At 58.7% G+C, this 13,830-nt stretch carries 10 protein-coding genes; 6 read left to right on the plus strand and 4 right to left on the minus strand.

Features of this window, described 5'->3' with window-relative positions:
* From LN415_08405 to LN415_08420, 4 genes are all read left to right on the plus strand, one after another.
* Positions 1–2,591, plus strand: a 2,591-nt coding sequence (locus tag LN415_08405; GenBank protein ID MCJ2557108.1) for a PKD domain-containing protein, incomplete at its 5' end; no start/stop codon positions are given.
* A 13-nt stretch (positions 2,592–2,604) separates the two neighbouring features.
* On the plus strand, positions 2,605–7,374 hold the full coding sequence (locus tag LN415_08410; GenBank protein ID MCJ2557109.1) for an FG-GAP-like repeat-containing protein: 4,770 nt from the start codon (positions 2,605–2,607) through the stop codon (positions 7,372–7,374).
* A 137-nt stretch (positions 7,375–7,511) separates the two neighbouring features.
* The gene (locus LN415_08415) at positions 7,512–8,450 is read left to right on the plus strand and encodes an NAD(P)/FAD-dependent oxidoreductase (GenBank protein ID MCJ2557110.1); all 939 of its coding nucleotides are present in this window, start codon (positions 7,512–7,514) and stop codon (positions 8,448–8,450) included.
* Entirely contained in the window at positions 8,447–9,427 is a 981-nt protein-coding gene (locus LN415_08420; GenBank protein MCJ2557111.1) for a radical SAM protein, read from the plus strand. The genes LN415_08415 and LN415_08420 overlap by 4 nt, the downstream gene beginning before the upstream one ends.
* Here LN415_08420 and LN415_08425 read toward each other — a convergent pair.
* The 4 genes from LN415_08425 to LN415_08440 form a co-directional block, all read right to left on the minus strand.
* Positions 9,412–10,011 (minus strand): DUF1573 domain-containing protein, encoded by a 600-nt coding sequence (locus tag LN415_08425; GenBank protein MCJ2557112.1) that lies wholly within the window; start codon positions 10,009–10,011, stop codon positions 9,412–9,414. The two genes, LN415_08420 and LN415_08425, sit on opposite strands and share 16 nt — an antisense overlap.
* A gap of 147 nt (positions 10,012–10,158) precedes the next feature.
* A complete protein-coding gene (locus tag LN415_08430) occupies positions 10,159–11,469 on the minus strand; it encodes a hypothetical protein (protein ID MCJ2557113.1) in 1,311 nt (436 codons plus the stop codon).
* Positions 11,466–12,068: a DUF1573 domain-containing protein gene (locus tag LN415_08435; GenBank protein ID MCJ2557114.1), complete on the minus strand. Its 603-nt coding sequence runs from the start codon at positions 12,066–12,068 to the stop codon at positions 11,466–11,468. The genes LN415_08430 and LN415_08435 overlap by 4 nt, the downstream gene beginning before the upstream one ends.
* 237 nt (positions 12,069–12,305) lie before the next feature.
* Positions 12,306–12,656, minus strand: a complete 351-nt coding sequence (locus tag LN415_08440) for a hypothetical protein (protein ID MCJ2557115.1) — start codon at positions 12,654–12,656, stop codon at positions 12,306–12,308.
* 144 nt (positions 12,657–12,800) lie between these two features.
* Here LN415_08440 and LN415_08445 point away from each other — a divergent pair, with 144 nt between their 5' ends.
* Positions 12,801–13,427 carry an AsnC family transcriptional regulator gene (locus LN415_08445; protein MCJ2557116.1) on the plus strand — a complete coding sequence of 209 codons (627 nt, stop codon included), beginning with the start codon at positions 12,801–12,803 and terminating at the stop codon, positions 13,425–13,427.
* A gap of 51 nt (positions 13,428–13,478) precedes the next feature.
* On the plus strand, positions 13,479–13,830 hold a 352-nt coding region (locus LN415_08450), incomplete at its 3' end, for a phosphoglycerate transporter (GenBank protein MCJ2557117.1).

The following is a 13,830-nucleotide window of genomic DNA, read 5'->3' on the forward strand; positions in this document are numbered from 1 at the left end:
ATGGCCTCGATGTCACGCCTTCCGCGGCGGTTACCGCGAGCGACGTCACGTACGTTCCAGGCTTCCTTCTCTGGGATGGAATCCATACCGCTTACTTGGAGGTGAAGGATAACTCAGCGCCGCAGAACCTGGCGACCGAGATGTGGTCGTTCACGGTGGATGCGACCGTCCCGTCGATATTCAATATTCTGCCTGCGAATCAGTCCACGACAGGCGACAGCACGCCTGACATAAGCGCGATGTACACGGACGATTCCGGGATTGATGAAACGACTGTGCTGCTCAGAGTCGATGGGGTCGACCGAACCGCCCAGTCGACGGTGGGCCCGAACATGATAACATACACGCCGTCGCTCGCTCTGCCCGAGGGAACGCATGAAGTCTATCTGGAAGCGGGAGACCAGGCGGTTCCGGTGAACATCGCCGTTGAGATTTGGTCCTTCACCGTGGACACGCAGCCGCCGCTCATCTCGAACCTGCAACCCGCGAACGAGTCGTCCGTCGGCGAGACGATGCCCACGATAGGGGCGAGCTACACAGACCTGTCTGGGATAGACACCGCCAGTGTGACAATGAGGGTGGACGCGATCGACGTCACGCATCTTGCCACAGTGACTTCTGGCGGGATCACATATGTTCCGAGCGTGGGGCTCTCGGATGGGGTTCACGACGTCTACTTGGCGGTTGGTGACAACTCCAATCCGCAGAACGTTGCCGTGAAGACATGGTGGTTCTCTGTGGCCATCCAGCCGCCCGAGATAACGAACCTGCAGCCCGCCGACCAGACAACGATAGGCGACACAACGCCTGCCATAAGTGCAAGCTTCAGCGACGACACGGGCATCGATGTGAGCAGCGTTGTTCTTAGGGTCGATGCCGTGGACGTGACCGCTCAAGCGACTGTGACGCAGACCGGCGTGCTCTATGTGCCATCGACTCCTCTGTCGGACGGGGCCCACGACGTCTTCCTGTCCGTGGCGGACATCGACGCGCGGGTTACGACGGAGTCGTGGTCCTTCATCGTTGACGCGACGCCTCCAACAACCTCGCTCGCGATTCTTGGAATCAACTACACTGGCGGTCTGGACGAGGCATACGTCAGCTCTCTCACGTCGTTCCGCCTGACAGCGGAGGACCCGGCTGGCATCGAGGCGATCTGGTACATGTACTACACGTCGGGCGAATCCGAGCCCGTGTACGGTCAGTACACGTCCGAGTTCTCGATCCCGACCTCGAAGAGCGACGGATTGACGCTCATCAAATACAAGAGCGTGGACGATTACGGGAATGAAGAGATTCCGAAGACCATGGAGGTCTACCTGGACAACACGCCTCCCGTGTCGAGCATCTCCGTGGAGGACCCGAAACACGTGGATTCCGGCGTCACGTACATGACGTCGTCCACTCCCATCAGGTTCTACAGGGATGATTTCGTGAGCACCACGAAGACCACGTTATACAGGGTCATGAAGGGCGCCACGGTGGAGGTGGATTGGACTGAGTACTCGCCGGGAACGGCCTTCCTGTCCGGGGACGACGGGCTGAGGGAGATACAGGTCAAGAGCATCGACGTCCTCGACAACGAGGAGAACGCGGTGGTCGAGACAGTGTACTTGGACAACACGCCGCCGAGCTCGAGCATCGTGGTTGGTGTGCCCAGTCATGCGGACTCTGGCGTCACGTTCATCAGATCATCGACGCCGATCTCTTTCTCCGCCGATGACGGAGCGGGGAGCGGTGCGGCATCCACGTCGTACGCCATCTTCAAGGGCGGGACCGCGGAAGTGGACTGGACGCAGTTCATATCCGGATCGGTCTCCGTGTCGGGGGACGACGGTCAGAGGGAGATACGATTCAGGAGCACGGACAACCTCGGCAAAGTGGAAGTCGAGGTCATCGAGGTCGTCTACCTAGACGAAACCCCCCCGACGAGCGCTGTGCCAGGATATGACCCAGTGAGCACGAACTATATCAGCAGCTCGTTGGCGACGATAGCCATCACCGCGACGGATGACGGCTCGGGCGTGGGCTCGATCAGCTACGGGATGGACGACCCGAACTGTCCCTCGACCTATGCTGGACCACTGATCGCGGGAGCGATGAGCGAGGGCCCGCACAACATCTACTACATGACCACGGACAACGTCGGGAACGAGGAGGAGATTAATGTCATCATTGTCTTCCTGGACACCACGCCGCCGATTGCCGATGCGGGTGACGACGTGGAGATCCACAGGGGCGACGCTATCCTCTTCGATGGAAGCGGCTCGGACGACGGACCGAGCGGGAGCGGGATAGTGAGCTACACGTGGTCATTCACCTACAGGGGCTCGACCAGGACGCTCAGCAATGCAACACCCTCATTCACGTTCGAGGACAGGGATGTGTACGTTGTGACGCTGACGGTCGTGGACCGCGCGGGGAACAGCGGCACCGACACGGTCACGATCACGTTCGCCTCTCAGGAAGTGTCTGGCGAGTTCCCCTGGTGGGTGCTGATATTGCTTGTTGTCATAATCCTAATGCTGCTCGTGGTCCTGTTCTGGAGACGGAGAAAGGAAGAGGAACCCGAGGAGCAGGACGAGGAGTAAACACGGTGGTCATATGGATCGCAGGCTTCGATTCACGTTCTCATCCGTGATGGCGGCGGTTCTCGTCGCCGGACTCATGGCCAACGGACTTGTGGTCGTTCTCGTCGAAGCTTCCGAGGACGATGGCCCTGCGGTCACGGGCTTTGTCTCTGCTTCGAACGGTCTGCCGTCGAGTGAGAGCCACAACTCTGTTTGGTTCGGTGATATCAACAATGATACTAACCTGGACATCGCAACCGCGGGCTACTTCGGTGTAAATGTGTGGACGGGCGACGGTGCGGGAACATGGACGCTCGCCGCCAACGGCCTGCCGGACAACGCCTACGACGGAGGTGTCTTCCTGGGAGACATGAACAACGACGGCGACCTGGACATCGCGGCCACGAACTACAACTTCGGTCCTGGCGGTGTCACCGTTTGGGCCGGGGACGGCGCAGGGACTTGGACCCTCGCCGACACTGGTCTGCCGACGACCTCGGGGTACACGGGGATCTTCCTGGCGGACGTCAACCACGACGACAATCTGGACCTCGCCGTCGCCAATGATGGCGGCGGTGTGGAGGTCTACCTCGGTAACGGAGCGGGCTCATGGACCGAGTCATCGACCAACTTGCCCACGACCGGGAAGTACTTCAGTGTGTGGATGGACGATGTGAACCATGACAATCATACGGACCTCGCCGTCGCCGGTGCGGGCATGCATGTCTGGCTGGGAGATGGAACTGGCGGCTGGAACGAGGCATCGAACGGCCTCAATTGGACCGATCAGTGGAACAGCGTTACGCTCGGGGATCTTAACCTCGATGGACACTTGGACCTCGTTGCGGCGATGGATCAGGACGGACATGGCCTTCGCGCATGGCTTGGCGACGGAACCAGCAATTGGACCAAGGCTTTCAGCGACTTGCCGCCGACTGGCACCTACTACGGCGTCATTCTTGCCGACATGGTCGGGGACAAATACCCTGACATCCTGACAGCGAAGTACATCAACGGTGGGATCCAGATCTGGAAGGGGGACGGAGGGGATTCCTGGACCAATGTATCCCCATCCCTGGGCCTTCCGACTGGAATGGTGATAGGCATAGCTGCTGGCGATATCGATGGTGACGGATACCTGGACATCGGTGCGGCCGGCCAGGGCTTCGGTGTTCGGGTGCTGAAGAATGACCAGACCGCACCACCGCTGACGGTCGAGGTCGATGAACCCAACGGCGGTGAGAGTTGGGACGCGTTGACGCAGCATTACATCAACTGGACGGCTTCTGGCGGCACGTCACCTCTGACCATCAAGATAGAGTACTCCGTGAGTGGTCTCTTCGGGCCATATGCGGAGATTACCGACGGTGAGGCGAACAACGGCTCGTATCTGTGGACGGTCAATAACACGCCCTCCGCGGACTGCTACGTCAGGGTGAACGTGACCGACTCGACCGCCAAGACGAACTGGGACAAGAGCAATGGACTGTTCACGATCATCGGCGTCGAGACGGACCCGCCCGTGATATCGAACTCGCAGCCCGCCAACGGGTCGGTGATAGGCGACACGACGCCCGCGATAGGGGCCAGCTACAGCGACGCGTCAGGCATTGACACGGGCAGCGTGGTCCTGAGGGTGGACGGGTTCGATGTCACCTCTCAGGCTACGGTGACGCCCTCGGATGTGTCGTACACGCCGTCGCCTTCCCTGGCGAATGGCATTCACGATGTCTCCCTGGAGGTCAGGGACAACTCACTCATCCATAACCTGGCGACCGAGTCGTGGTCGTTCACGGTGGACACCCAGCCCCCGCAGATCGCGGACCCCCGACCATGGAAGACCATCATCAGTGACGATTCTCCCGAGATTGCAGCGAACTACACCGACCCGTCAGGAGTCAACCCATCCGCTGTGACGCTGCAACTGGACACTATAGATGTGACCGCCTCTGCGACGGTCACCGGGACGAGCATAACGTACACGCCATCGCCCTTGGCGCAAGGACCTCACTGGGTCGACCTTGACATCGAGGATCTCTCTTCACCGCCGAACACCGCGACAGAGTCCTGGTGGTTCGTCGTTGACACGGTCCAGCCGGACATCACCAACCTGCAACCCGTCAACCAGTCGATAGTAAGCGACGACACGCCGACCATCGGCGCGGACTTTAGTGACGATTCTCTCGTATTCCCGCAGAACCTGCTGCTAGAAGTGGACGGCGTCGACGTCACGAACAGTTCCACGATCACCTTCTCCGATATTGCCTATGCTCCTGCATCTCCCCTCTCAGAAGGGCCGCATGCCGTGAGCCTCCACGCGGGTGACAATTCCACACCCATGAACGTGGCCGTGAGGACCTGGTGGTTCACCGTGGACACGTTGCCTCCGACGATCACGGACCTGCTGCCCGCCAATCAATCCACGATAGCTGACGACACACCCACGATAAGCGCATCCTACGGCGATGTGTCCGGGATAGACATCTCGACCGTTGTGCTGGAAGTGGACTCGGTGGACGTTACCGCCCAGGCGACGGTGGAGTTCGACAGGGTCACCTATCTCGTGCCCTCCCCGATGGCGGATGGACCGCACGACGTCTACGTTGAGGTCCTTGACAACTCCTCTCCCGCCAATGTGGCGAAGAAGACGTGGTCGTTCACGATTGACACTAGCATCATCGACCCGGACCCGCCAACGATTTCTGACCTGCAACCCGCCGATCAGTCAATCGTGAGTGACAGCACGCCCGGGATGGGAGCGAGCTACTCCGACGTGTCTGGGATAGACGCCGCGAGCGTCCATCTCAGGGTGGACGGGTTCGACGTCACCGCTCAAGCGATAGTGACTCCCTTGGATGTGACATACACGCCATCGTCACCTCTGTCCGAGGGCGTTCACAGCGTGTACCTCGAGGTCGCGGACGACTCACTAGGCCAGAACATCGCGACCGAGACGTGGTCATTCACTGTAGATACTGTCGAACCCAGCATATCGAACTTGCAGCCCTCGGATCAGTCTGTGATCAGCGACAGCACTCCCGCCACAGGCGCCAGCTACGGGGACGATTCCGGGATTGACCTGGCGAGCGTCGTGCTCCTGGTGGACTCGATCGACGTGACCGCATCCGCAGCCGTGGGCGTGAATCAGGTGGTCTATGTCCCGAGCTCTCTGTCGGAAGGCATACACGATGTCTACATTGAGGCAAAGGACCTGGCTACGCCCCAGAACACCGCCACGATGACCTGGTGGTTCACTGTGGACACGTTACCTCCAGTGATCTCGAACCCTCAGCCCGCCCATATGTCGACCATCCCTGATTCGACCCCGACGGTCGGCGTGAGCTTCAACGACGCCACCGGTATCGACATGTCGAGCGTCACGGTGGTCGTCGACGCGGTCGACGTTACCTGGTCCGCGACCGTGACTTCTAGCGGGGTAACGTATGTTCCGGGCGCTCCTCTTGCGAACGGGATTCACACTGTTCATGTGGAGGTCAGCGACACCTCCTCGCCCCAGAATCCTGCGGAAGAGAACTGGTACTTCACGATTGACACGACCATGCTCGACGTGACGCCACCCGAGATAACAGGTGCGCAACCCGTTGACGGGTCGACCGTAAGCGACAGCACGCCGGTCATAGGGGCCAGCTACGGCGATGAGAACGGGATAGACGAGGGCAGCGTTGTCCTCGAAGTTGATTCTGTGGACATCTCCTCATTGGCGACGGTCACATCTTCGGGCGTGACTTACACTCCGATGGCGCCCCTCTCGGAAGGAGCTCACACCGTGCTCTTGGAAGTGGAGGACGACTCGTCCAACCGCAACAAGGCGACGGAGACGTGGCGGTTCACGGTGGACACAGTATCTCCGGTGATTACCGACCTGCAGCCCGTCGATCTGGCGACGATCGGGGAGACGAGGCCTCTCGTGAGTGCGAGCTTCACCGACGATTCCGGGATTGACGTTTCGAGCGCCACCTTGAAGGTCGACTCGGTGGATGTCACTGCCTCGGCTACGGTGACCGCGAATTCGATGAGTTACACGCCCGCGAGCGCCCTCTCGGAAGGCGCGCACAACGTCTTCCTGGAAGTGAAGGACCAGTCGACACCGCAGAACGTTGCCACAGTGACCTGGCAGTTCACGGCTGACACGTCCCCGCCGACGATCTCGAACATGCTGCCTGTGAACGGATCTACGCTCAGCGACAGCACACCGACGATCAGCGCGACCTACAGCGATGGATCGGGGATAGACACGACAAGCGCGGTTTTGAAGCTAGACTCTGCGGACGTCACCGGCTCTGCCGTGGTGACGGGGAGCGCGATTACACTCACGTTCCTCACGCCCTTGGAGGACGGGACGTACACTGTTTACCTGGAGATCGAGGACCTGGTTGACCCGCCCAACAGAGCGGTCGTTGCGTGGGTGTTCACGGTAGCTGTCGCGCAAGACGACACAGACCATGACGGACTGCCGGACGATTGGGAGGGTGAGAACTTCGGGGATCTGAGCCAGGGAGCGGATGACGATCCCGACGGCGACGGGCTGACGAATCTTCAGGAGTATTCGATTGAGACCGATCCTAGCGACGCAGACACGGACGGGGACGGCATCAGGGACGGCAACGACCCGAACCCGCTGGTGGCGGAAGAGGGAGGCGGATTCGAGGACGCGCTCTTCTGGGCGGCCCTCATCGCGTTGTTGGCGATCACGGCACTCCTGATCCTGCTTATGTTCCGGAGGAAGAAGGAGCCCCCGCAAGAGGAAACCGGAGACACAGCCGACGAAGAGCCAGATGAGTGAGCCCGTTCATGATGTTGGTCTCCCAACGGCGAAATCCTTAAGATATCCTGCTATATCTCCCTATCATCCGAGGGGAGGTGGCATTGTTTTGCCTTTTCCAGCCACACAATCCAGGAAAGGGCGTGAAGGTTGAGAACATGGGTGAAAGCGAGTCTGTGCTCCTTCCACGGTCGGCGGCTCTTACCGTATCGAAGGCGAAGGGGAAGACCTACGTTGCTGTCATCATTGGGGCAGGTCCGGCCGGCATAGCCGCTGCCGTCTATCTCAAGCGCGCGGGAGCCGACCCGCTGGTCTTCGAGCGGGACGAGATCGGCGGGCTTCTGGGGAACGCACACCTCGTCGAGAACTATCCTGGCTTCCCCGAGGGCATCGGCGGGCCGGAGCTCGTTGAGCTGTTCAAACGGCAACTCGTGCGCTGGATGATCGACACTCGCATGGAGGAGGTCCACAGCGTCTCGAAGGAGGGGGACGTCTACAACGTGTCCTCCGAGTCAGGAGAGGTATTCGCGAAGTCCGTCATCATGGCCACGGGTACGAGACCCAAGCGGGTCGACATCCAAGGCCTCGAGGACGTGGAGCTGTCCAAGGTCTTCTACGAAATCAGGGACGTGCCTCCGGCCGTCAAAGGCGATTTCCTCGTGATTGGTGGTGGCGACGCGGCGTTCGACTACGCTCTCAACCTGGCTTCAAGGGACATCCATGTGGATGTGGCATTCCGGGGAGAACCCAGGTGCCTTCCCCTGCTTCTCGAGAGGGCGAGCCGTTCAGAGAAGATCAGGACCCACGCGGGAACGGAGCTCAAGTCCGTGAGGGGGGAAGAGCATCAGTTGGTCTTCGGGATGGAGCAGGAGGGGACGAAGAAGGAGATCGTCGCCGACTACGGGCTTATCGCGTGCGGGAGGGAGCCGGACGTCAGCGTCCTGCCGCCCGAGCTCGCGGAGAACTGGAAGGAGGCGTCAGGTTTATACCTCGTCGGTGACGTCAGACGGGGGAACTACAGGCAGGTGGGGATTGCGGTTGGCGACGGCATCCTCGCGGCCATGTCGATCATCGAGTCAATGGGGAGTGGGAAATGAGGATTCTAGGTGAGTTCGGGAAGGAGGATCTGGCGAAGGTCTACGTGGCGTCCATGAGGGAGGGCAACGGCTACCTCGTCGAGTTCGTCGAATCGCTGCAGCCGCCGGTGCCGCGCGAGGAGAAGTGGGTGCTCATAATTTCGTCGTCCTTCGGTTGCCCAGTGAACTGCAAGATGTGCGACGCTGGCGGGCACTACCTCGGGAAACTGACGAAGGACGAGATCCTGCAGCAGATAGACCACATGGTGAGGAGGCGGTTCCCGGACGGGCGGGTGCCGATCCCGAAGTTCAAGGTGCAGTTCGCCCGCATGGGCGAGCCCTCGCTGAACCCGGACGTGCCGGACGCTCTGCGAGCCTTGGCGGACATGTACGATGCCCCTGGCCTCATGCCGTGCGTCTCAACGCTCGCTCCAATTGGCAGGGAGAGCTTCTTCGACGAGCTCATCGACATCAAGGACGCCCAGTACTCGGGCGGGAGATTCCAACTGCAGTTCTCCGTGCACACGACGAACAGCCGGAAGCGGGATGAGCTGATGCCGATCAAGAAGTGGGGGCTCCCGCAGATCTCGGAGTACGGCGAGAGGTACTTCCGCAAGGGCGACAGGAAGCTCACGCTGAACTTCGCCATGACTCAGGGTTACCCGGTCGACCCGGAGGTCATCGCGGAGCACTTCGACCCCGTCAAGTTCTTCATCAAGATTACACCGCTGAACCCGACGTCGAAGGTCAAGCGGAAGAGACTGAGGTCCGCCGTCGACCCGCACGACGAGGACACCTCCCGCCAGATAACGAACAGCTTCCGCGATCTCGGGTTCGATGTGCTTCTCAGCATCGGCGAGCTCGAGGAGAACAAGATAGGGAGCAACTGCGGTCAGTTCGTGAGCATCATCCAGGACGGCGGATACGCGGTCAGGACCGACTACGAGACGCTCAAGTACGCACCTCGAAAGGGACGGAGCGATCACGGCGTCACGTAAGCCGTTATTGTGATTTGGACCTCGGGTCTGTTTGGGTCATTGCTCTGTATGTAGATCGCCCTGGCGATGGAACCGGAATCTGGTACGTACGCGGGGTCATATATCACATCCAGATATCCGTGCTGTCCCGGGAGCAACGTCTCACCGTTCCAAGATACCTGCGGTTCTGGACCGATGAACTCGGGACTGCTTCTTCCTCCGACCCGCAGGACGACCGAGGTGCAGTCGCAGGAGGTCTTAATCCATGTTATCTCGAGGTTGGCCTCTCCATCGTTGCGAACCTCTATGCTGACCGTCTGCAGCACTCGCGGAACGGTCCCAAAGTCATAGCTGGACGGTGTGACGGCGATTCTGGGTTCTTCTGCCGCGGGCAGCAGAACGAGTGCGGAAGCCACAAGGGAGACGACAATGATTATCGCTAGAACCGCGTAGACGGCTTTCCTCCCTCCTGGGGACGGGCGCCTTGCCTTCTTGGCCTTCTTCTCCGCACCCGCCTCCGCATCTGGATGGACTTTCTTGATGTGCCTTGACAGGTTCTCCGACTTGACCTTCACGCCGCATACAGGACATCTTTCCGAGGACATTTTACCACTCATGACTTCTTGCCAAAGGGCAGAAGATTGGGCCAGTTAATCTTTACGCCTTACACAGGCATTTCGCACCAAGATCACACTACGACTGCGATTACCAGTCCGCCTATGATCGTCTGCACGGTCCCCGTTTATGGCTCCTCAGATCAGAAACAAGAGGAAGGCCACACCCAACAGAATCATGACGATTCCAGAGAAAAGGACGATCAGCCTGCTGTTCGACCTCTCCCAACCTGTGAGTTTTCTGGCCACGAACCTGTTTGATGTGAAGGCGAGTATGAATATTAGGGGAAGCACGAACATAATGTTGTACAGATAAAGATAGCCAACGCCCTCGAAATAGGTCGTCTCCGAAGCGATTAGGGTCAGCACAGCTACATATATCCCACCGGAGCAAGGGAATGTGCACAATCCGACTAGCAGACCGGCCACCAAGGAGGAAGGGAGCGTTGCCCTGGAGATCCAATCCTTGGTCTTTGTCCATGTCCTCTCAGGCATCTTGAATGTGAGGGGGAGGTTGGGAAGGAAGTACTGCAATAGACTCAGCGTTCCCAGTACAAGTATAAGTGACGACCCGACGTAGGCCAGGAGATGCGGTTGCCCGCTCAAGACGATGGCCCTGAGCAACCCGATGCCAATGAAGAAATAGACAAAGAAGATCGAGAGTATGTATACCGCACCCATCCTGGCCACATTTCCTCTCGTTCTCCTTATCACAAATAGAAAGGTGATGAAGAACAACAGGACGGCAATCGCGCAGGGGTTTATGCCGTCGAGGAATCCTGTGACCAGCACCAGCGGCAGGAGAGACTCCTCCGTGCTGGTGGAAGGAGAACCTTGGCCATACCAGAGAAGGAACTCGCTGATGGGAACGTCGATGGCATATTCCCGGTCCTCACCCTCGAAGTCCCAGGCGGTATACGTCGTGGGATCCCTCATCTCCTCCTGGTAGACAAGTATCTTGCTCAGATTCAGTGCGGATGAGTTGGTCATCAGGTCCGATATCACATGCTCCGGGACATGACCCTCAAAGACCATCGTGGTGTCCTTCTTGACGAACGTAGCGATGTGGCTCTGCAGATGCGGGGGAATGCCGAGCTGCTCGTTGATCGCACTCAGCTCCCCTCTGTAGCTCCTCTCGTTGATGTAATCCTTCTTGTGAACTGTCGATATCCCCCCCATTCGCAGCGTGGGAATGAGCTCGTCGTCGATGTATATGGCGCACTCCCCGCACGCCTCGTTGTAGTAGATGAGAGCCTCGCCCTCGTTGAGCGTTATGTCACTGGGCCGGGGCAGGAAGAAATATGGGGCGAGAGAGCCGATGACCAGTATCGCACCCAATGATAGGACTATCAAAACGAAAACAAGGTTCTGGAATCGCCCCCCGGGTTGCTTCTCCTTCGAGTACCTCTCGATGTCAGAAGGCGGTTCATGACAGGAATCGTCGTTCATGGGATCACATTGGCCGTGAGCTCAACCTCGACCTCGGGCCTGGCGGGGTCGTTGCTCCTTATGTAGACGATTCTTAGCACCGGGCCGTCGTCCGGATGTAGAGTCGCATCGTATGTTATGTCGAGAGACGCGGTTTGTCCAGGAAGAAGAGTCTCGCTCCAACCCGAGGGATTGTTATGCATCCCGAAGGTGGGACTCCTCCTGCCTCCGACCGTGAGAACCGCAGAGGTGCACCCGCATGACGTAGAGATGCCCGTCATCACCAAATCCGAATCTCCTGTGTTTCGGACTTGGACAGTCGTTGAAACCTCGCGCTGGGATATGTCTCCGAAGCTGTAGCTGAGCGGACTGATGGATATTTCCGGTGTGCCTGGACTGCTGATCATGCTGTAGACGAGAAGCGAACCCAAGACAAGGATTATGACCACGGAGACTGCATAGACGACCTTTCTGCTGCCCCCTTCTCTCGAGGAATTCCTCCTCTTCCTCCCCACCGGTTTCACCCGCACATCTGATCCGGGATGGACCTTCTTCATGTGATCGGGCAGGTTCTCAGCCTTGACCTTCACACTGCATACAGGACAGCTAACGAGACCCATCTTATCACGCGTTGGAGACCGAGGGCACGCCTGATCCGTGTCCTCCTCCTGGTGTTGCTAGGCAGTTCCCTCCTTTTGTGGATTCTCCTTGACAATTGAATGCCAAAGCCTCAGTTGGATTGATGTATGTAAGTCCTACACCATCTGGCGGGGTTCTCAAGATCCAAAAAGAACAATCCTCGTCTGTGAAGGGGAAGGGGAGCAACGCCCCCTTCTCCCGCCTAGCGCGCAGAGAGCCTACCCCATCATGCCGCAATGGTCGTGCTCTTCGTGGTCCTCGTCGTCGAAGGAGTGCTCGTTCTCCCGCTCTTCCATGTGCTCCTCGCATTCCTCGTGCATTTCCTCGAAGTTCCCGTTCTCCCCGTCCTCGCACTCCTCCTCGTACTCTTCACAGTACTCGTGCTCCCAATCTTCCATGTGCTCTTCGCATTCCTCGTGCATCTCCTCGTGATCGTGCGATCCGAAGTCATACATGCCACCCATGTGCGTTCCCTGCATCATGTCTCCATTCGTGGATGCGATGCCAGCTGCTGCCCCCGTCGTCAGAAGCGATCCTATCACGAGAGTCGCTATCATTCCTGCTTCCATTCAATCATCTCCTCGTTATGCGTCAATCCAGGTTCATCGGTACTATTGCAGGCCTGACTATCCCCCTTCCTCTTCACGTTCGTTAAGAGACGGAACTGGCCGCTTTACAAAGATATAATAGGTGAGGCTGCCTAGTACAAAACAATGGAACTCGACGAGACCGACGCGAGAATACTGAAGCAGCTTCAGGAGGATGCCAGGATCTCTTTCAGGGAGCTTGGCAAGACCATTGGTGTCAGCACGCCGACCGTGAGTTCGAGGGTCAAGGCTTTGGAGGAACGGGGAGTCATCAGAGGGTACTCGGCACTGATCGATACGGAAGCGATCCGGGAGACCACCTCGATTGTCTCGGTAGAATGTCAGCCGAAGCACCTGGAGAAGCTGGCCAAGAGCCTCTCGGAGAAGGAGAATGTCCGTGAGGTCCTCGTCCTCAGCGGCTCCAAGCTCATGTGCAGACTGATATCTGAAAGCGAAGCCACGATCAACAGCTTCCTTGCCTGGCTTGAGGGGCTGGAGGAGATCGACAGGTACTCCATCGATCGCGTCGTGAGGACGACGAAGAAGGAGCCCGATGCGGTCATCTCGGAAGGGATATCGATAGTCGTTCCCTGCTACCTGTGCAGGAAACCCATCACGGACGATCCTGTCACGCTCAAGATGGACGGGAGAACCCACTATCTCTGCTGCGAGTCCTGCTCGAAACTCTATCGGGAGAGATATGAGGAGCTGAAGAAGGGGATTCCACAGGAATCCGGGAAGCACCACTCCTAGTCGAACGCGAAAGGTTTTAGGCGGGAGAAAGAATCTGGTGGCGGGGAGGTCATGTTCAGGATCGGATGGTTCTCCACGGGAAGGGACCCCGCCGCGCGGGAGCTTCTTGTCGAAGCGCACGACAGGATTGAGGACGGGACGATACCGGGGGAGATATCCTTCGTGTTCACCAACCGCGAGGACGGCGAGTTCGAGCAGAGCGACCAGTTCTTCGACCTCGTGAGGAGCTACGGATACGCGCTCATCCAGTTCTCCTCGAGCATGTTCAAGCCGGAGATGAGGGCAGAGGGCAGGAAGGACGAGGGGATACTGAAGCAGTGGAGGAGGGAGTACGACAGGGAGATGGTGAAGCGCCTCGAGGGGCACGAGATGGACCTCGGCGTTCTGGCGGGCTACATGCTCA

Source organism: Candidatus Thermoplasmatota archaeon (genome assembly GCA_022848865.1).
In the GTDB taxonomy this organism is placed as follows: Archaea; Thermoplasmatota; Thermoplasmata; order RBG-16-68-12; family JAGMCJ01; genus JAGMCJ01.